Genomic DNA, 20,890 nt, shown 5'->3' on the forward strand with positions numbered 1-20,890 from the left:
ACCAAATTGGTCTATTTACCAATATTACCAAAAGTGAACCGCTTACAATACCATTATTTTATTATCTAAAACGTTTTATATATTTTCTAGTATAAGTTCTTGCCTGCAAAAATAATAGGAAAAAAAGCACACTGCTGGATTTATTTCTAAAATATATCCATACGCAGAGTTTCTATTTATATGCTGGTGGTAATAATTGAAAAATAGACTCGTGTGTACAATGAACGACTACAAATAGGAGGTTTTTTTGCTGTGAATAACCATATTGAACCTTGGTCCGCTACCGAATTGCCCAAAACCCCAGAATCCATGTGGCGCGATACCACTCCTCTGCCTACGTTTCCTAAACTGCAGGAAAATCTAGTAACGGATGTTACGATTGTCGGAGCTGGCATCACCGGTATAACTACCGCTTATCTTCTTGCCAAAGAAGGATACAAAGTAACCCTGATTGAGGCTGGAATGATCCTTAATGGAACGACAGGACACACCACCGCTAAAATCACTTCCCAGCATGGTCTGATCTATAACGAACTTTTGCAGCATTTTGGCCATGAAAAAGCTCGGCTGTATTATGAAGCAAATGAAGAAGCCCTTCGTTTTATCCGCAGTGTCGTTACAGAGATGGAGATCGACTGCCAATTAAGTGAAGAAAATGCGTATATCTATCTTCAAGCAGAAGATGAGAAAGAACAAAAGAAAATGGAGGATGAATTTGAGGCTTATAAACAGCTTAGCATCCCCGGTGTATGGCATGACCGCCTAACGATTCCCGTACCTGCGGTGTGCGGTATCAGTCTGCCAAATCAGGCACGATTCCATCCACTGCAGTATCTTAAGCGATTAACAGAGGAACTTGTCAGCCTCGGCGTTCAAATCTATGAAAAAACGACAGCAGCAAACCTGGAAGAAAACGATGATCATGTAAAAGTCTTTTTAGAAAATGGAGACCATCATATCACGAGTAAATATGTAGTGTCCGCAAGCCACTTCCCTTTTCATGATCCGAGACTATATTTAGCCCGTATGCATGCGGAACGTTCTTATGCGATTGCCATCGAACCGGAAACCTCTTATGAAGGGGATATGTACATTAGCATCGATAAACCGGAACGATCCCTGCGCTCTGTACAGTATGATGATAAAAAACTGCTTATTGTTGGCGGTGAGAATCACAAAACGGGACAAGGCATCAGTACACACGAGCATTATGAGGAACTTCTCAAGTTTGCCGGCGAACATTTTGGTGTCAAAAAGGTATATTTCCGCTGGTCAGCACAGGACCTGATTACGATAGATAAGTTGCCTTTTATCGGCCCTATTGGAGGAGCCTACAATCGAGTATTCGTTGGAACTGGATATGCCAAATGGGGTATGACAACAGGAACCGTTGCAGGAAGACTTCTTACCGATCTCATCATGAAAAGAAGTAATCCTTGCGCAGAACTATATGATCCTGGCCGTTTCAAAGCAGATCCATCGATCAAAAATATGATCAAAGAAAACTTGAATGTAGTTAAAGAATTGATTACAGGAAAAGTAGATCTTTCCCATCCTAAATTAGGTGATCTAGGGACCGACGAAGGCTCCGTGGTGTGGCATGAAGGCAAGCGAGCCGGAGCTTATAAAGATCCAGAAGGCAAAGTACATCTTGTAGACCGGACCTGTACTCATCTGGGCTGTGAAGTCGAATGGAATTCGGGGGAACGTTCCTGGGATTGTCCGTGCCATGGGTCCCGTTATTCCTATGATGGAACGGTCATGGAAGGTCCTGCTTCCGAACCGCTTAAAAAGCTAGACGCTTAAGATTTAGTCTTACTATGCTGGAGGATATCATTGCCCACCATAAATTACTTGTTTCTTATTTATAAAATTATGGTATTGAAAAGAACAGAATGTTGACCCTATACCATAAAATAGAACAGAAATAAGGGAGGCTCCCGCTATGGATCTACAAAGCGGTACACTATACTGGCCAACAACAGTGGGCAATGCTCCGGAGTATCCTAAATTAACGGAGGATATTTCTTGTGATGCACTAATTATTGGAGGCGGCAGTTCCGGCGCGCAAAGTGCTTACAGGCTTGCTAAGCAGGGTTTACGTGTCGTTGTGGTTGATAAACGCACCATCGGCGGCGGAAGCTCTAGTACAAATACGGCACTCATTCAATATGCGGGTGACAAAAGTTTAGCTGAGCTGTCGGCAAGTTTCGGAGAAGAAACAGCCGTACGCCATCTAAAACTTTGTGAACAAGCGATTACAGATATTGAAGAGGCTTGTGCCAACATAGAGGATCAAGCTGATTTTATTAGGCGTGACAGCCTGTACTATGCTTCTACTGCTGAAGATATCCCTGCTTTAAAAGAGGAGTATGCACTGCTGTCCAAACATGGATTTAACGTGGATTATTGGAACGAGAAACAGATTGCCGGCCTCTATCCTTTCCGCAAGGCAGGAGCTATATTCTATTCCAATGATGCAGAAATGAATCCGCTCAAATACATTTACGGGTTATTCCGGCAAGTGGAACAACTTGGAGGCAGAATATACTGTAATACGGAGATTACCGGGAAAACTTTTGAGAAAGATACGGCTGTTTTTAAGACAAAGAACGGTCACACCATTACAGCTAAGTATGTCATCATGGCTGCAGGTTACGAGCAAGCAGAGATCACACCCAGCGAAAATGCGACGATTACAAGCTCGTATGTTGTGATTACAAAACCTGTTTCTGATTTTACAAGCTGGTACAAACGAAGCCTCATCTGGGAAACAGCCAGACCATATCTGTACATGCGAACTACCAAGGACAATCGGATTATTATTGGCGGAATGGATCAGGATACGGATCAGACGCTAAACCGAGATGCTAAAATCGGACAGGGCCGAGATAAGTTGATGAATGTTCTTCATCGCATGTTCCCTGAGATGGATACAGAACCGGAATTCGCACAGGGAGCTTTTTTTGCCGGTACGGTTGATGGTCTCCCGATGATTGGAAGGAACGAAGAGTATCCCCATTGTTTTTATATTATGGCTTATGGCGATAATGGAACCGTCTATAATATGAATCTTTCGAAAATCGTCACCGACGTAATTACAAAGGGGAAAAGTCCCGATCTTGACTTGTACCTGCATACCAAACCTAAGGCACTTGCATAACACCCTCACTATATAAAAATAAAAAGGTCTTAACTTAAGTTCGAAAGAGATACCGAACCTTAGGTTATGACCTTTTTTCTACTGGATAATTTGAATTTATTTGAGTTCTGAATTAAGATAGGCCTCTTCCTCAGTTTGTGCTTGTCCTTCTACCGAAGAATGCCGATCCCTATAATCCCACTTTTTTAGCTTTATGAGGTAGGACATGCGGATCAAAGAACGCACGAGCATTTGAATACTCCCTAGGATAAACATAATAGAACCGATCACTTTTAAATCTGGATAGAAGAGAAAAAAACTACCGACCAAATACAAAATGGCCGTTACGATCTCACTCGCCATATGGGCTGTTTCATAACGATTTCTTATTTCAATTCTTTTTTTAACAAGTGAATTTTTCTTTCGGTGTAAATGTACACGAAACCCTCTTTTCTTCCCTGAGGGATTGCGTGAAGTTTCCTCTTTATGAATATCAGTATGAATTTTACCTTTCACGTTCCATCCCTCCTTCTGCAAATTTACCCGAATGGCACAGGATCAAACGATTTTCACGATGTTTTCACAGTTGGTAATTTATGGATAGTGGATAAATTTACTATTTTTTATATTATGAGGTAGCAAATTATGTACAGTAGTGTATAATAAACAGTACATAGTATAGAACATTAGTTAACGTTATTTCATAACATGAAAGGAACCAATAGGATGAATGTGAATACTCAGTTTAAAAAGGGCGTACTCGAGCTGTGTGTCCTCGTCCTAATCCACCGAAGAGACCGTTATGGATATGAACTGGCTCAAGCTGTATCTAAGCATATTGAAATTGCAGAAGGTGCCTTATATCCCCTCCTCAGACGGCTTGTATCCGATGGATACTGTACAACTTATCTTCAAGAATCTACTGAAGGGCCTCCAAGAAAATATTACCGACTTACAGAGACGGGCGTACACTATATGCGTGTACTACAGTCTGAATGGAATGAATTTGTAGACAGCGTCAGCTCCCTGCTGAAGGAAGGAGAAGCTAATGAATAGGCTTCAGTTTATGAACAGAATGAAAGAAGGACTAAGTCCCCTTGAGGCTCAGGAACGAGCAGAACTACTCAGTGACTACGAGCAGCATTTTGAAATGGGACTGTCCGAAGGTAAAAGCGAAAAAGAGATTGCCGTTGAACTAGGAAATCCAGAGGATTTAATAAAGGAGGCGCTGGGTGACCGTTATTTTCAAGATAGAAAAAATCTGTCACAGGATAGAGTGCATGATGAAGAGCAGACCACATACAATAAGTCACCACAAGGATCCCCTTCTTTTCCAAAAGAAACATCTAACCAAAGAACGACTTCGCGCTTTTTAAGAGCAACTGGATTGGTATTCTTGAATCTTCTTCTTGCCTTGCCGATCCTTGCAACGATTTGGGCTCTGTGGGTCTCATTAGCTGGAATATCAATATCAGGAATCCTCGCTCCCGCACTTGCTATCCTAGACTTTATTTTTGTACAGAAACAAGTAGTGCTCCCTGAACTTTTTGTCAGTCTTGTTTTTTTTGGTATAGGTATTCTGGTTGGGATCTTCGCTCTTTGGCTTATGAAAAGAATAGGTCGATGGACTGCAGGATATTTCAAGTGGAACCAAACAGTATTGAAAGAAAAGGAGAATTGATATGAAAAATGCCATAAGGCTTGCCATTCTTTGCATTGTGGTCGGTCTCGTCGGAGTTACCTTCTTCGGATATGAATTCGGTGACAAACGTGAAGACTATGACCAAAAGCTAAGCTTCGATGCTGCGAACGTTAATTCCCTGCTAGTCCAAACAGAAGATAGCACTAACATCGTATTTACTTCAACAGACGAGGATCAGGTTTCCGTTCATTTTAAAGGAAAATGGAACCCAGATACCATAGAGCAGCTAAACCAACTTCAGCCAGAAAACGAACTTCTAACGATTAACACCCGCTCGAAAGATTCTTTCTCCTTCTTTAGCTTTTCCACCGATTTTAGTAGAAATGTAATGGAGATTTCTGTTCCCAAACAAAAAAGACTTACGGAATTCACTCTTGAAATTGTCTCAAGTGATCAGGATATCACCGGTCTTAATGCAGAGCGAATTACGCTTACGTCTACCTCAGGTAATCTGAATTTGAACAATATCAATGCCAATGCGTTTTCTGCAAAACTCACTTCCGGCGAGGTGAAGGCAAATCAGGTGAAGGTGGCTGAAGCTGCCAGCTTTGAACTCACTTCTGGAAACGTAAAGCTCAGCTCCATAGAGGCTGAGGAAATTACGATGAGGCTGCAGTCAGGCGATGTTAAAGTCGAAGATATCCATGGGGATCTAAAGGCGAACCTTACTTCTGGAAATCTGAAAATAAATGGACTATCTGGTGAAGGAACGATTCGCATGAAATCGGGTGATATTCATCTTGTCCAAAACACAGCAGCAGGCTTAGATATTGAAACGATCTCAGGAAATATCAATGTCGTCGCTGCTAGTGACTTTGCTGGATTCTTTGATGCACAAACTGTATCAGGTAATGTGCGTACCCCAGACTCTTTGCGAACAGGAACGGAACTCATAAAGATACGTGCCACTTCAGGCAATATCAACATTACACAGCCCTAATATCCCCTACTCTACCATCTTTGTATGCATAAGCCCTTGTTCATCCATACTAAAGCCAATCTGAGCTAAAGAAGGAGGTTTTACGTCCTAATGGATTTACTAAGCGGCAAACTGTACTGGCCGACTACCGTGACTAATCCTAAATCTTACCCGCCACTGACCGAGGATATCGTATGTGATGTACTCGTAATTGGCGGGGGGAGTTCGGGAGCACAAGCTGCCTATCTTCTTGCCAAGGAAGGTTTACAAGTTGTGGTGGTAGACCAGCGACGAATTGGTGAGGGAAGTTCCAGCACGAACACAGCGCTGATCCAATATGCAGGCGATAAAAGTTTCGTTTCCCTTGCCAATACGTTCGGCGAAGAAATAGCAGCCAGGCATCTAAAGCTATGTGAGCAGGCTATTCATGATATTGAAATGACATGCAGTCAACTGCCGGTAGATGCTGATTTTGTTCGCAGGGACAGCCTGTATTATGCTAGTTACGAGGAAGATATCCCCGCTCTCGAACAGGAGCATAAACTGCTTAGCAAATACGGGTTTCATGTGGATCGCTGGGATGAAGAGAAAATTAGCAGCCACTTTCCTTTTCGTAAACAAGCAGCACTATACTACTATGACGATGCAGAGATGAATCCGCTAAAATTCATTTATGGGCTCCTTGAAGCAGTAGAAAAGGTGGGCGGTAAAGTATGGGCCGAGACTCAGGTTACCGGACATCGTTTTGAAGAAGATTCTGCTGTCTTTTATACGAAGAATCGTCATCAGATCAAAGCAAAGCATGTGATTATTGCTGCTGGATATGAGAATCAAGAATTTAAAGTAGAAAAAAATGCAGTTATAAGCAGTTCCTATGCTGTCATTACAACGCCTGTACCCGATTTATCCAGTTGGTATAAACGGACGCTTATATGGGAAACAGCCCGCCCGTATATATACCTCCGAACTACACCAGACGATCGGGTTATTATTGGCGGAATGGATAAGGATACTGCCTATGCCTCCACTCGAGACTCGAAGATTCTTCACACCCGCGATAAGCTGATGAATGAACTTTTTAAGCTTTTCCCTGATCTTCAGGCTGAACCTGAATTTTATCTGGGCGCTTTTTATGGCGGAACTCATGACGGACTGCCAATCATAGGACAATACGAGGAGTATCCTCACTGTTATGTCATTATGGGTTATGGAGATAACGGAACGGTGTACAATGCCGTGCTGTCTCGTATTTTGCGTGATGTCATTGTTAAAGGTTCTAATCCGGATCTTGGAATCTATCTTCAAAATAGACCCCAAGTAAATTGACCTTGATTTACTTGGGCTTTTACCTCCCTCTGGCTAGTTAGTCAGAGGTTCTTCTGATTTCCACAGATTTATTTTGTATAATTTGTCTTATATATAACTATAGGGAGGCGAAAGAAATTGACGAATCACACAAAACTCGGTAAATCAGATCTTTATGTAAATCCAATCGGACTTGGAGCAAACGCTGTGGGAGGGCATAACTTATACCCTAACCTCAGTGAGGAGCAGGGTAAGGAAGTCGTTCGCACAGCCATTCAGAATGGAGTGAATCTCCTGGATACCGCATTTATTTATGGTCCTGGACGCTCTGAAGAACTGACTGGTCAGGTTATAAAGGAGCTCAAAGCTCGGGATCAGGTGGTGATCGCCACAAAAGGTGCCCATGATGAGAATAATGATTATAAACCAAACAACAAACCAGAATTTCTAAAAAAACAAGTCGAAGACAGCCTTAAACGATTACAGACAGATTACATAGACCTCTACTATATTCATTTCCCAGATGAGCATACACCCAAAGACGAAGCTGTAGGTATGTTACGGCGTCTAAAAGACGAGGGAAAAATCCGCGCCATCGGTGTATCTAACTTCTCAATTGACCAGCTTAAAGAAGCAAATAAGGATGGTTATGTTGATGTACTTCAATCCGAATATAATCTATTAAATCGGGAAGTAGAGAAAGAGATTCTCCCTTATACAGCAGCAAACCAAATTACCTTTATTCCATATTTCCCACTGGTATCTGGACTTCTGGCAGGTAAATATAATAAAGACACCACATTTGATGATCTCAGAAAAAACAATCCACAGTTCCAAGGTGAGCAGTTTGTGAGAAACTTGGACAAAGTCGAGCAGCTTCGTACGATTGCAGATGCTAAACAGGTAGAAGTGGCTCATCTTGTTCTCGCCTGGTATCTTACTCAGCCGTCTGTAGATGCACTCATTCCAGGTGCGAAACGTCCAGAACAAGTGATTAATAATTTAAAAGCCCTTGATGTGAAACTATCCCAGTCAGAAATTACGGAGATTGGTCGTATCTTCTCCTAATGATCCTCTTCTTATCGCGTGTTAATAATGAAAACAGTGCGGTGCAGTGCATCGCGCTGTTTTTTTACGTGTCATAAAGCGATAGAGAAGTAATATAATAGAAAATATTTACATTTTGTTTATGAGATGTTTATAATGACTCCCTTCCTCACCTCTTCATCAAATGTAAAAGGAGTGTTATCTATGTCCCAGCGGATCGGTACTGTTGACAATCTTTTCACCTATGCCTGCAGAAAGTTATTCTCACGCTACAAAATCCAGCTTTATGCCTCTCATAATGAAGAGGATTTCCATAAGAAAATCTTAAATCTCAATGCCCACTATATTGATTACAAGACTAATATTGCGGGCACAGGCAAACAAAAGACCAGTTCAGAAGCAAGCACCGTATACGAGATTTATGTCAAAAAAAAGGATCATACACTTGCAGAGCTCGCCATGAATACAGCAGCACACCGGTAACAAATAAAAAAGGATGAATTCGTAGTTCTGATAAGAAACTACCATTCATCCTTTTTTTATTCAGGCCATCGAATTCCAAGTCACAAATTCATCTACCGGCTTGCGGTAGCCCCGGGGTCTCACTTTGCTCTCATCCGCTTTCCCCATGGTCATCATCATGACAGGAATATGATGTGCAGGGAGCTGTAATAGTGAAGCTATTTGTGCTTCATCATATCCGATCATCGGGCAGGTATCCCATCCCATGTCCTTTGCAATCAGCATGAACTGCATGGCAGACAGGCTCGCATTACGAATTGCTTCCTCGCGCTGAAATGCAGGTCCTCTTGATTCATACATCTCCGTCACACTGCTAATCTCCAAATCATATTCAATTTGAGACATCATCCCTAGTGTCAGCATTCCCTCATTAATCCGTCCTACTTGCTTGTATGCCTTCGTGTCACCGAGCACGATAATGACAGCAGATGCTGTCTGTACTTTATATTGACCTGAAGCTTCATAAGCTAATGCTTTTTCTTCCGGCGTAGTTAAAACAACATAGTGAGCGTGCTGTAAATTAAACGCAGAGGGAGCATATTTGTTAACTGCAAATATTTGGCTTAGTTCCTCTTTACTAATCTTCACTTCTTTTTGAAATTTCATCGCCGAACGCCGTTCTTTAATTACGGATTGTAATTCTCCCATCCTGATCTTCCTCTCTTTTTGGTCTGAAGTGGATCTCTACATTTTGTTTCTATAAACCTGATATGTATGTGTTATATATCACTTTTACTAACTTTAAGTAAGTATATATAATTTCAGTATATAACATTTATCATTTAATTGAAAGATGCCAAAGGAATTCGGGTGGTTGAATGTCTGGTTCAAAAACCAAAAAACCTTATCCACATGTGGATAAGGTTTTTTGACTATCTATATATTCACAGGTTATCCCCATTATTCACTTCGGGTGCATTTTGAAGATGAGGAACAGATCATTGTAATGAGCAAGCATTCGTTTGCCAAGGTTATCATAAACCTCGAGCTTTTCCGTCAGTTCCTCATTTGGATAGAAACGTTCATCACTTGAAACTTCTTCAGGGAGAAGTTCTAGTGCCCCAGCATTTGGTGTCGAGTAACCAACATACTCTGCATTACGTGCAGCATGCTCTGGATCTAACATAAAGTTAATAAACTGATGTGCACCTTCTAAATTCTTCGCTGTCTTAGGAATGACCATGTTGTCAAACCACAGATTCGATCCTTCTTCCGGTACCACATAATCGAGTTTCTCATTCTCATCCATAATCTCCGAAGCATCACCCGACCAAACTAGACCGACTGCACCTTCTTCACCTGCAAGCAGCATCTTAATCTCATCTCCGACGATCGCTTTCACGTTAGGTGTGAGCTTAGACAACTTCGTAAGTGCTTCTTGCAGATGCTCTTCGTTTGTATCATTTAGAGAGTAATGCAGACTATTTAGGCCCATTCCGATAACTTCACGTGCTCCGTCCACGAGCAGTATCTGATTCTTCAGACTTGGGTCCCACAGATCGTCCCAACTCTTAAATGTAAGGTCCGTTAATTCTGGATTAAATACAATCCCGACCGTACCCCAGAAGTAAGGAATCGAATACTTGTTACCTTCATCGAAAGAGAGATTCAGGAACCTTTCATCGATATATTTAAGGTTCGGGAGTTTTGAATGATCGAGAGGGATCAGCAGATCCTCCTCTTTCATTTTACTGATTGCATATTCCGAAGGAATCACGACATCATACGTCGTTCCTCCTTGCTGAATTTTGGTCATCATCGCCTCATTGGAGTCAAACGTCTGGTAAACGACCTTCATCCCGCTTTCTTCCTCAAACTCAGCGATCAGTTCGGGGTCAATGTAATCACCCCAGTTATAGATGGTAAGTGTATTACCTCCAGAATATCCTTCACTAGAATTCAGTACCGAGGTAAAATACATGAGGCCAAAAGCCACGATCAGCACAAGACTAAATGTCTGTACCAGCTGCTTCATGGTCTCAGCCCCTTTCCTTGAAGCTTGTTGTTACGTGTATTGATAAAGTAGTAACCTACTACCAGGATAATGGTCAGTAAGAACAACAGCGTCGATAATGCATTAATGGACAGTGATACCCCTTGTCTTGCTCTCGAGTAGATCTCTATCGATAGCGTTGAGAATCCATTCCCGGTAACAAAGAAAGTAACCGCAAAATCGTCCAGTGAATAGGTTAGGGCCATAAAGAAACCAGCGAAAATTCCTGGCTTAACAAACGGTAAAATAACTTTTGTCAGCACCTGCCAACTCGATGCACCGAGGTCACGTGCCGCATCAATAAGTGTAGGACTCATCTCTTGCAGCTTAGGCAGTACCATGATCACGACAATAGGTACACTAAACGCAATATGTGATAAGAGTACCGAGGTAAATCCTAATTGAATCCCCAGCATTGTAAAGAAGATGAGGAAGGAAGCACCAATAATCACATCAGGACTCACAATGAGTACATTGTTTAAAGACAATAGAGTATTCTTGTTACGTTTGCGGCGAACCTGATGAATCGCTAGAGCACCTGCCACGCCCAAAATGGTAGAAGCCACCGCAGACAGAAGTGCGATCACAAAGGTATTCAGCACAATAATCAGCAGCCGCGTATCCGCAAATACTTCTTCGTACCATTCCAGAGTGAAGCCTTCAAAGTTCTGCATTGTTCCGCCACTATTGAATGAATAGTAGATCAAGTAAAGAATCGGCATGTACAAAATGGCAAAAACAATAAACAGATATACATTTGACAGCTTACTATTTCTTCCCATGAGGCACACCCCGCTTTCCACGCCCACTAATAAACATAATGGCAATCATAATAATGATGAGGAAGACGGCGATCGTTGCTCCCATTCCCCAATCTTGTGTTACTAAGAAATGCTGTTCAATTGCGGTACCTAAGGTAATTACCCGGTTACCGGCAATAAGTCTTGTAATCATAAACAGGGACAAAGCTGGAATAAATACAGCCTGAATTCCCGAGCGCACTCCGCTTAGTGTCAGTGGAAAAATAACGCGCCGGAATGTTGTCCATGAAGAAGCCCCCAGATCTCGAGCTGCATAGATAAGGGAAGGATTCAGCTCTTCAAGCGCATTAAAGATCGGCAGAATCATAAACGGAATGAAGATATATACGGATACGAAAACAAAGCTAAAATCCGTAAATAGAATCTGCTGCGTACCGATTCCAATCGTTTCGAGTATCGCATTAGCAAATCCGTACGTGCCAAACAGGCCGATAAATGCGTAAGCTTTAAGCAAAAGATTAATCCAGCTCGGCAAAATAACGAGTAACAACCATAACTGTTTATGTTTTGTTTTCGTAAGTAAATAAGCTGTTGGATACGAAATGAGCAATGCAAACACAGTAATCAACAGTGCATACCAAAATGAGCTGAGTGTCATTTTCAGATATACAGGTGTAAAGAATTTCACGTAATTCTCAAACGTAAATTGACCTTCTACATTGAAGAAGGAGTAATACACAATTAACAGAATCGGAGCAACGACGAAGAAAATGATCCAAAACATGTAGGGGATCAGGTAGAAGTTGCGGTTCTTTAAACTACGATTCATGATTTACCTCTTGAACCTTACCCTCTGAAGTCTTCTGTGTATCCTCAAGATTGGATTCATAAGATTCCAGACGTTTATCAAATTCTTCTTCTGTTTCACCAAAGCGCATAACATGAATGGCTTCTGGATCAAAATAAAGACCGATTCTTTCACCAACGGTAGCGCGTTTTGTAGAATGTACAAGCCATTCGTTGCCCATATCATCGTAACTTGAAATTTCATAATGCACGCCGCGGAATAGCTGAGAGTCTACCCGCACCTGGAGTTTTCCTCGCTCAGGTGTTGTAATCTCTAGATCCTCTGGGCGAATTACAATCTCAATCGGTTCGTCCGGTCTAAGCCCTTGGTCAACACACTCATACGTCTTCCCTGCAAACTCAACTAAGAAATCTTGTTTCATCTTACCTGAGACAATGTTGGATTCCCCGATAAAATCAGCTACAAATCGGTTAATCGGTTCATCGTAGATATCAAGTGGTGTTCCGCTTTGCTGAATGACCCCTTCATTGAGTACGAAGATTTCATCTGACATAGCAAGTGCTTCTTCCTGATCATGAGTTACAAAAATAAAGGTGATACCCAGACGTTGCTGAAGTTCGCGCAGCTCATACTGCATCTCTGTACGTAATTTGAGGTCAAGCGCAGACAAAGGCTCGTCTAGCAAAATGATCTCTGGTTCATTAACAATTGCCCGAGCAATCGCTACCCGCTGACGTTGGCCGCCAGACATTTCAGTAATCTCCCGGTTTCCGTACCCAGCCAGATTGACAAAACGAAGAGCGTTCTCCACTTTCTCTTTGATCTCTGCATTCTTCATCTTTTTGATCCGCAGACCAAATGCCACGTTCTCAAATACATTCAGATGCGGGAATAATGCATAGTCCTGAAATACGGTGTTTACTTGACGTTCATGTGCAGGAACACGGTTAATAATTTTACCATTAAAATAAATATTTCCTTCGGAAGGCTCCGTAAAGCCAGCAATCAGCCGAAGGATCGTAGTTTTGCCGCATCCAGATGGACCCAGCAGCGTATAAAATTTACCGCGTTCGATTTCAAAGCTGACCGATTTAAGGATGGGATCATCCTCATCATATCGTTTCGTCACGCTTTCGAACCGGATAATGGAGTCTTGGTTTATCATATGATAGAAAAACCTCCTTTTTCAGGGGATTACCTTGCGCCTTCTAGTTCATTTAAGCATATTACTGCTGATCCGTTCGGGCACATGTCGCAACTTATTATATAGAAATCATCTAATTGCGCAACCCATTTTTTTATCATTCTATGAAGTTTACTTCTTTCTTCGATATTTTATCCCGAGTACATTTCCAAAAATGAGTGTGCCACCCAATAAACGGAATAAAAACCGTGTCTATAAACTTCAAATTTGTCTTTACTCCCGCAAAAAAGCATCTCCTAAAGGTTTTTTGAACCTCCGAGATGCTCTGGTCCCTGCTCTATATATTGTACCATTTCGTATTCACTTAGCCTACGATTCTATGAATTTACCAAAAAAACAATAACATATTCTATCCATGAAAAGGGCATGTAGCGATAGCAGGATTTGCTTCTTCCTTCTGATCGAACTTTTTCTCCGGAAGGTTATCATCCTGATTTTTCGTGTAAGGTGCTGGTTGATGAAAGAAATTCGGCTTTTTCACTTGATTCGAATAGGACTTATGAAAAATATGTGTCGTTGCCGGTGACATCGGCGGAATAAGCCAGGTCCAGTTACCGGTCACTTCTCTTCCGGCTTCTGCTTCCCTCTCTTCAAACTTTGCCAGTTGATTCGCTGCTGTGTGATGGTCTACCATACTGACGCCATTCTTTCGATAAGAATGAAGCACCGCTACATTCAGCTCCACGAGTGCCTTATCCCGCCACAAACTTGCTTCACTCGTGGTTTCAAGGCCCATAACCTTTGCCACAGCAGGAAGCTTGTTATAACGGAAAGGGTCCGCTAGATTTCTTGCTCCGATCTCCGTTCCCATATACCATCCATTAAAAGGAGCTGCCGGATACTGAATTCCCCCGATCTCTAGTCTCATATCGGAAATCATAGGTACCGCATACCATCTCAGACCAAGCGACTCCATCTCAGGATAATCAGGATGTTCTATGTCCACTTCCATGATTAGATCCTTCGGTATCGGTACATACACAGGCTTTTGGCCTGCTATTTCTATGACGAGCGGAAGGACATCGTAATCTGTGCCATTGCCTTCCCAGCCGAGTTTCATTGCTTCTTTGGTGAAGGCGACAGAAGCCGGATCCCCCACAATACCGCTGCTCGTTTCATACCCGGCATAACGAATGAGCTGATGGTTCCAAATGCGGACTGGATCGACTCCTTCTGGTGTTCTTGGAGCAAAAAGAGTAAGCAGCGGAATCACTTTGCCGTGATTGGTAGCTGTACGGATATGCTGAAATAAACACTCCGCTACCTCTTCTGCACTCCCTGCATCTCTTGCATCTACAAGCCGTATGGATTGCCAGGATAGTCGCCCTATACAGCGATTACTGTTGCGCCAAGCCAGCTTGATTCCGTACTCCAGCTCCTGCTGGGTATGTCCATACGTGCCTGAATCCTCAATTTCCCGCTGAATGTCAAGAAGCCGGGCTTCTGCCGCTTCACGGCAAAGACCCAGCTCCTCATAACAAGTGTATATAAATGTGCTTGCTTCTTCCCACATATCATTTGTATTTGTCATACCGATAATCTCCTCATGTCTACGCGTCATACCAGAGAATTCACTCTAACCTCAGCAGGACTAATGGAATAGTCTCATTATACGGTTCGACTGCATACAAAACCATCATTTGGGTAATATGTTCACTTTATATTCACCTAATCGCTAGAAAGTAAATTATTTTCCAAGAAAAGAATTAAGCATCCAAATATGTTTTTGCAGTGTTTCTTGGTTGCCAATCATCACATCAGCTGTGCTGTCATCGCCCAGTTCTTCTGCTGCTTCTTTTCCTTCTTCGAGTACTTCAACCATGGTAGTGAAGTCTTCGACCAAAGCTTGAACCATTTGTTCTGCTGTTTTGCTGCCCTCTGCTTCTTGGATTGGAGAAAGACTCAGATGTTCTTTCAGTGTAGCAACCGGAGATCCGCCAATAGCAAGCAAGCGTTCTGCTACAACGTCCATATGTTCCGTTACTTCATTGTAAAACTCTTCGAATTTCTCGTGCAGGGTAAAGAAGTGAGTTCCTTTTACATACCAATGGAAGTTATGCAGTTTTGTATATAGCACAGACCATCCAGCGATTTGTCGATTTAATGCATCATGCAATTTTTGTACACCTTGTGATTGGTTTGTTTGATTGGTTTGAGTTGTCATATTTAGATCTCCTTTTTATTTTAAATGTAAGTAATAAACAATGTTGGTACAGTGATACTTGTCACAGACTTTTAATTTAGACTTAATCTAAATCCTAATATTATTATAGCATGGTTTTCGAAAAAGGGAAGCTTACTCCCTCTATTTGATAGATGAAGATTTGATGAACAGTCAGAGCAGCGGCTTCTTTTGCACTGACAAGAATAGAATGCCCCATTTGGATATAAAAAAACATGGAAGAGCGATCAGGGAATCATTGTGATCGCTCTTCCATGTTTTTAATTCACACCTTTTGCAGTCCAGCTATCGAAAGCAAGGTGTCTGTGATTTCTTGATAATTATGAACTGTAAAATGCGGACGATGGTTAGATTCAGCTTCAGCGTTCCGGTGATTGTACCAAAGTACGGTCCAGCCTGCTTTTATTGCTCCAACCACATCATTTCGCCATGAATCGCCAATATAGTAACTGTGCTCAGGAGAAGTCTTTGTGATCGCATTAACATGCTCAAACAGTCTGACATCAGGTTTGGCATAACCAACTCCTCCGGATACAAAGATCATATTCTCCGGAATGAATCGCTCCACTTGCAGTGCCTTCAGCTTCTTCTGTTGGTGTTCCGCTGGTCCATTCGTAATGAGTCCTACCTTTATCCCTGAGTAGGTCAGTGTCTCGATCAGTTCCATAGCGCCTTGGAAGGGCTGAATCTGAAACTGTCTATTTACATAAGCTGTCTGTGCAGCTTCCGCTTCTATTTCATTGAGGAAGACCCCGAATTCTGCTAAAGCCAGCATAAAGCGGCGTCTGCGCATGTCGGCTAACGCCTCTTCTTCAGGTACGGCAGATAAATTCTTCTCTTCTGATAACAAATCGCTGTAATAACGGAACCGGTAATAAATATCCTCATAAGGCATATCGTCCGCTAAACCTACAGCCTCCTGCAAGGCTTCTCGAAGTGGTGATAAATGATCATAGAGTGTGTCGTCGACGTCAAAGAACACTGCTTTTTGTACATTATCAGCCAAAAGGTTTCCTCCTCTTCCTATATCTGAGTTAACACATAAATGCCGTATGGATTGTTTATAGAAGAGCTCTCTTCTTGAAAGAAACCTTCCTGATGATGATATTGATACGTGGTCCCATACAATTTAAACTCATTTAATTTATCTTTCGTTCCTTCACTTGCATTCATCATAAGGTACAAAAACTGGGACATTACCTGCAAGGAGGCATCCGGATCTGTTTCTTTGCTTAGAGCTACATCAGGCAAACCAAACATTTGCATCCCGCAAGAGTAAAAATAATGTTCGTCCTGCATATAGCTGATCATCGTATTCAGCAATTGATCAAGGCGCGCTTCTTCACCGATCATATTCCACTCTTCCGGAGTAAATGCTTTATCACAATTCTCGATTTTGACGGCAACTCCCCCGCATGCCAGCAGCATCTGTACAGGAGCAATCATACGCTGGACCGCTTCCGCGGAACCCATATAGCCAGACAGATAAATGACCATTGTATGTTTTTCTACCTTTTGCATCGTCTTGTCTGAGAAATCACCTTTAGAGGATAAATAAAAAGCTTCCGCGAGTTTTGGATCCTGCTCTTCAATCCTTATTTCAAAAGCACGGTTTCGCTTCGTATCGAGCAAGAGACCGCCAGTAAGAGAATATTCCCCGCTGCTCTTTCTTGTCAGTTTTCGTATCAGTTTGTCTTCATCTTTCCACTGTCCTGGAATACATAGGACGAGCTTATCATTCATCTGTAAATTCCCTTCTTCCTCGCCTAACCTTACTATAAAAACAAACCACTGCCCTTCTTCTAAGCGCTCAGCAGCAACTTGAATGAACGGCAGTGGTTGATATTGCAAAGGTTATTTTTTATAATCCCTTGCTTCTATAGATGAAGCTTAATATCTTTTTGGTGCTGCTTTTTTGGCTAACTCTGTGAGATAAGAGAAAAATGCATCTGGGTCGGTATCATAGACAAGATTAACTGGTTTTCCATCTGGATCTATAATGGTGCGCCCCTGGCTTGGTCCATCTGGAATCACGCTGCACTGCACAACTTTGCGCTTCACAAGCTCTTCTCGTCCCAGCGCTGCTGTGGTAAGTACATCCCACAAATAATAGGTTGAATTGGTCTCGCTGTATACAAGCGGAGGTACTCCCGAATAACAGTTACCAAGGAAGTCTACGCCTTCATAGCAGCGTTCTTTCGCCCAGCGATTACGAACTGCCGGCGTGAGCGGTACTTTGTTCGTACTTTCAAGCGCAACAAGGTCAATCTCAATCCCTGTCTGCCAAACTTGGTAAGCTGCTTCTGGATCCCAATATACATTCCATTCTGCCGTTCCATCGTGCTCTGGTTCCTGGACATTCCCTTTTTCAAAGGTTCCTCCCATCCATACCAGCTTCTCAATCTTCTCTTCAATCTCTGGTGCTTCTTCCAGAGCTCGGGACAGGTCTGTGAGTGGTCCGGTGAATACGAGAATAGTTTTTTCTTCCGTCTTGCGTATGGTCTCAATAAGATGCTTATGTGCAGGTAATTCAGACAATGGAGCTTCCATCGTTCCGGATTCATTCAATATAGGAAGTGCATCAACATAAAAAGAATGGATGCGCCAATCGCTTGGAAACGGGTTTTTACCACGAGAATTCGATTTCGATACTTCGACTTGATACGTGCTGAAACGATCGATAATTTTACGACTTGCATCCGTGGCTGGTTCCAGATAACCATCTGCCGGAATAATAGACACTCCTGTCACTTCCACGTCATCCATCTGCAGAAGCATAAACAGTGATACAAGATCATCTACTCCGCCATCATGATTAAAATATACTTTTCTCTTCGTCATGTTTGAAAAATCCCCCTGCTAGTCTTATCTATTAGGTGTGAAACCTTACCTCATATGTTCTCATCTTAAGTCTTTACAAAGTGCAAATGCAACCATCCTCCTCTGAAAATCAACAGGAAATAGAAAAAAGGGGTATGTCAGCAAATTCAATATCTGCTAACACCCCCCTTACTATCGTTATTATCCAATATTAATGGAAGGTTTGAACTTGTTCTTCTTTACCGGCAACTTTTCTTTTACCTGGCCAAAAAGCAACTTCTCCAAGCACCATGGTAATGGAAGGTACAAGGAACGGTCTCACAATAAACGTATCGAGCAATACTCCAATCGCTGTGATAATACCAAACTGAACAAGTACCTGAATCGGTAAAGTAGCAAGAACGGCAAAGGTACCCGCAAGGATGAGTCCAGCAGAGGTAATGACAGAACTCGTCTCTCCTACTCCTTCTTTAATCGCTTGTTTCAGCGGCATCGTTTTACTCTTCTGCCAAATGCTCGAGATCATAAAGATATTATAATCCTCACCTAATGCTACTAGGAACACAAAGGAATACAGCGGAATTGCTCCTTGAATTGCATCTGCACCGAGTCCGTAATGAATAATGAGCCATCCAAGACCGAGTGCCGAGAAATACGACAAGATTACGGTAGCAACCAAATATACCATCGCCACCAAAGAACGCAGGTAAAGCAGCAACAGCAAGCTGATCAGACCCACCACGACCGGAATAATGAGTCTTGAATCATGCTTTCCGGCAAGTTCCGTATCATACTGTGTAGCCGTTTGACCGCTAATCCACACTTTATCACCGGAAGCATTCACACCTGCACTCTCAAGAGCAGTCTCTGCTTCAGAACGAAGATCGGGAATATGGTGCATTGCTTCAATGGAATATGGATTCATGGCAAGTTCCACTTGGTAAGCTAGAATGTCGCTATTTACAGATCCTTCTTCAGGCTCCGAAACGATACTTACATAATCTAGTGCTTCCAGACGCGATTTCACATCCGTATCTTTACCTTCCGTGTCCAGCATAAGCTGTACAGGGGCAAGCTCTCCTTCGGAGAATTGTTCCCCAATGACCGTAAATCCTTCTCTGGATGGAACATCTTCAGGGAAAGAAGACAATAGGTCATACGTGTATTTGATTTGAGGTGAAAAGGAAGCTAAGATTCCGAGCACCACAATCGTGGATACGATGACGGTCCAAGGACGCTTCGTCACTACATTGCCGATCCAGCTTTCTTTTTTCTTACGTGGAGCCGGTACCGGCTTCCCTTTTTTACGAGCACGCTCTGCCTGCATCTCTGCTGTTCTTGGTACAAACGGATAGAAGGATGCACGGCCGAAGATGGCCAGAAATGCAGGGACTAGTGTAAGGCTCGCAATAAACATAATAAGAATGGATAAACTAAATGGAACTGCAAAGCGCTCATAAGCACCATATTCAGCAAGCAGAAGAGCAAAAAGTGAGATAACAACGGTAAATCCACTCATCGCAATCGCGCCCGAAGAACTTGTAATCGCTTGGAACAACGCTTTACGTTTATCTTCTTCATTCCATAAAATCTGACGGAATTTAGAAATCATAAATAGACAATAATCAGTACCTGCTCCAAAAAGCAGAACCGTCATAATTGAAATGGACTGTGAATCAACGGTAATGACTCCTTGTTTTGCTAGAAATCCTAAGATGGGACTTGTCACAATGTACGCAAATCCAACGGCTACAATAGGAATAACAGCAAGCAGTGGTGAGCGATAAATAAGGAGCAAGAAGATAAGTACAAGCAGCACGGTGCCGATGAGAAGCGATACGTCCGCATTCTCAAACAATCCGGTCGCATCTACCGAGATACCGGCAGGACCTGTTACCCGAGCACTAAGCTCATCTCCACTATCTATTTCAGCATCAAATGGGTTCGTTCCAAATATAGAAGTCATACTGGACTTGATTCCATCAAGACCTTGCCCTAGTTCTTCGGCATCCGCCTCGTCTTCAAAAAATACAGGCAGCACCAGTGTGCTTCCATCTTCAGACAACTGTGCAGACAGCGCTGGAGGCGGTAATTTATGTAAAGGGATAACAGCTGTTTGATGAGGAACAGGCTTCTCCTCCAGCTGAAGAGTTAATTCTTGCAGCTTTGTCAGCTCTTCAGTACCGAGTCCTGACTCTTTATGGATAACAATTAGAGCAGGTATACCCGAATCATTCGGAAACTCACGATCTGCTACCATTTGCGCAATGACAGAAGGTTCATTTTCTTTTAAATTGGCTGCATTGTTATTTTCCTGTTCACCAACAGCAGGCCAAATCAGGTTTAAAACAACGGCCAAGATGACCCACACCAAAACGGTGATCCATTTTGTTTTTTTACCAGCGATCCATTTTCCATATCCACCGGGTTCTTTTTCTTTCATTGTTCCAGTCACATCCTTCATTTTTTCATGTTTTTATTGAAA

General features: G+C 42.4%; 20 protein-coding genes. 8 read left to right on the top strand and 12 right to left on the bottom strand.

All coding sequences use genetic code 11. The features are described from left to right. Positions 1-309 precede the first annotated feature (309 nt). The gene (locus tag PV403_RS09735) at positions 310-1,806 is read left to right on the top strand and encodes an FAD-dependent oxidoreductase (RefSeq protein ID WP_332084608.1); all 1,497 of its coding nucleotides are present in this window, start codon (positions 310-312) and stop codon (positions 1,804-1,806) included. Between the two features lie 139 nt (positions 1,807-1,945). Continuing rightward, the gene (locus PV403_RS09740; protein WP_213530543.1) at positions 1,946-3,163 is read left to right on the top strand and encodes an NAD(P)/FAD-dependent oxidoreductase; all 1,218 of its coding nucleotides are present in this window, start codon (positions 1,946-1,948) and stop codon (positions 3,161-3,163) included. 96 nt (positions 3,164-3,259) lie between these two features. Here the strand turns inward: PV403_RS09740 and PV403_RS09745 are convergent, their stop codons facing one another. Further along, the gene (locus PV403_RS09745; RefSeq protein WP_213530545.1) at positions 3,260-3,658 is read right to left on the bottom strand and encodes a YrhK family protein; all 399 of its coding nucleotides are present in this window, start codon (positions 3,656-3,658) and stop codon (positions 3,260-3,262) included. Positions 3,659-3,868: 210 nt separating this feature from the next. Here PV403_RS09745 and PV403_RS09750 point away from each other — a divergent pair, with 210 nt between their 5' ends. The 6 genes from PV403_RS09750 (at position 3,869) to PV403_RS09775 (ending at position 8,598) form a co-directional block, all read left to right on the top strand. Further along, complete coding sequence (locus tag PV403_RS09750) at positions 3,869-4,198, top strand: PadR family transcriptional regulator (protein WP_213530547.1); 330 nt, start codon at positions 3,869-3,871, stop codon at positions 4,196-4,198. Then, on the top strand, positions 4,191-4,823 hold the full coding sequence (locus tag PV403_RS09755; protein WP_332084446.1) for a DUF1700 domain-containing protein: 633 nt from the start codon (positions 4,191-4,193) through the stop codon (positions 4,821-4,823). Before PV403_RS09750 ends, PV403_RS09755 begins: the two co-directional genes overlap by 8 nt. A 1-nt stretch (position 4,824) precedes the next feature. Beyond that, positions 4,825-5,784 carry a DUF4097 family beta strand repeat-containing protein gene (locus PV403_RS09760; RefSeq protein WP_332084447.1) on the top strand — a complete coding sequence of 320 codons (960 nt, stop codon included), beginning with the start codon at positions 4,825-4,827 and terminating at the stop codon, positions 5,782-5,784. Between the two features lie 90 nt (positions 5,785-5,874). Then, the gene (locus PV403_RS09765; RefSeq protein WP_332084448.1) at positions 5,875-7,089 is read left to right on the top strand and encodes an NAD(P)/FAD-dependent oxidoreductase; all 1,215 of its coding nucleotides are present in this window, start codon (positions 5,875-5,877) and stop codon (positions 7,087-7,089) included. Positions 7,090-7,206: 117 nt separating this feature from the next. After that, positions 7,207-8,136, top strand: a complete 930-nt coding sequence (locus tag PV403_RS09770) for an aldo/keto reductase (protein WP_332084449.1) — start codon at positions 7,207-7,209, stop codon at positions 8,134-8,136. 183 nt (positions 8,137-8,319) lie between these two features. Then, positions 8,320-8,598: a hypothetical protein gene (locus PV403_RS09775; RefSeq protein ID WP_332084450.1), complete on the top strand. Its 279-nt coding sequence runs from the start codon at positions 8,320-8,322 to the stop codon at positions 8,596-8,598. Between the two features lie 60 nt (positions 8,599-8,658). Here PV403_RS09775 and PV403_RS09780 read toward each other — a convergent pair whose 3' ends face one another. The 11 genes from PV403_RS09780 to PV403_RS09830 form a co-directional block, all read right to left on the bottom strand. Beyond that, positions 8,659-9,285 (bottom strand): nitroreductase family protein, encoded by a 627-nt coding sequence (locus tag PV403_RS09780; protein WP_213530559.1) that lies wholly within the window; start codon positions 9,283-9,285, stop codon positions 8,659-8,661. A gap of 256 nt (positions 9,286-9,541) precedes the next feature. Further along, complete coding sequence (locus PV403_RS09785; RefSeq protein ID WP_213530561.1) at positions 9,542-10,612, bottom strand: ABC transporter substrate-binding protein; 1,071 nt, start codon at positions 10,610-10,612, stop codon at positions 9,542-9,544. Further along, on the bottom strand, positions 10,609-11,412 hold the full coding sequence (locus PV403_RS09790; protein ID WP_213530563.1) for an ABC transporter permease: 804 nt from the start codon (positions 11,410-11,412) through the stop codon (positions 10,609-10,611). The genes PV403_RS09785 and PV403_RS09790 overlap by 4 nt, the downstream gene beginning before the upstream one ends. Further along, positions 11,399-12,220 carry an ABC transporter permease gene (locus PV403_RS09795; protein WP_160032636.1) on the bottom strand — a complete coding sequence of 274 codons (822 nt, stop codon included), beginning with the start codon at positions 12,218-12,220 and terminating at the stop codon, positions 11,399-11,401. Before PV403_RS09795 ends, PV403_RS09790 begins: the two co-directional genes overlap by 14 nt. Then, on the bottom strand, positions 12,210-13,364 hold the full coding sequence (locus tag PV403_RS09800) for an ABC transporter ATP-binding protein (RefSeq protein WP_442951753.1): 1,155 nt from the start codon (positions 13,362-13,364) through the stop codon (positions 12,210-12,212). Before PV403_RS09800 ends, PV403_RS09795 begins: the two co-directional genes overlap by 11 nt. 388 nt (positions 13,365-13,752) lie before the next feature. Continuing rightward, positions 13,753-14,934 (bottom strand): nitric oxide synthase oxygenase, encoded by a 1,182-nt coding sequence (locus PV403_RS09805; protein WP_332084451.1) that lies wholly within the window; start codon positions 14,932-14,934, stop codon positions 13,753-13,755. Between the two features lie 156 nt (positions 14,935-15,090). Next, positions 15,091-15,567: a Dps family protein gene (locus PV403_RS09810; protein ID WP_332084452.1), complete on the bottom strand. Its 477-nt coding sequence runs from the start codon at positions 15,565-15,567 to the stop codon at positions 15,091-15,093. 283 nt (positions 15,568-15,850) lie between these two features. After that, positions 15,851-16,591 carry an HAD family hydrolase gene (locus tag PV403_RS09815; protein WP_332084453.1) on the bottom strand — a complete coding sequence of 247 codons (741 nt, stop codon included), beginning with the start codon at positions 16,589-16,591 and terminating at the stop codon, positions 15,851-15,853. Positions 16,592-16,608: 17 nt separating this feature from the next. Continuing rightward, entirely contained in the window at positions 16,609-17,436 is an 828-nt protein-coding gene (locus PV403_RS09820) for a hypothetical protein (RefSeq protein WP_213530571.1), read from the bottom strand. 39 nt (positions 17,437-17,475) lie between these two features. Next, entirely contained in the window at positions 17,476-18,426 is a 951-nt protein-coding gene (locus tag PV403_RS09825) for a nucleoside hydrolase (RefSeq protein ID WP_332084454.1), read from the bottom strand. A gap of 190 nt (positions 18,427-18,616) precedes the next feature. Continuing rightward, a complete protein-coding gene (locus tag PV403_RS09830) occupies positions 18,617-20,848 on the bottom strand; it encodes an MMPL family transporter (protein ID WP_332084455.1) in 2,232 nt (743 codons plus the stop codon). Positions 20,849-20,890: the final 42 nt, after the last annotated feature.

The organism is Paenibacillus sp. GYB006 (assembly GCF_036577645.1).
Taxonomy (GTDB): Bacteria; Bacillota; Bacilli; order Paenibacillales; family Paenibacillaceae; genus Paenibacillus.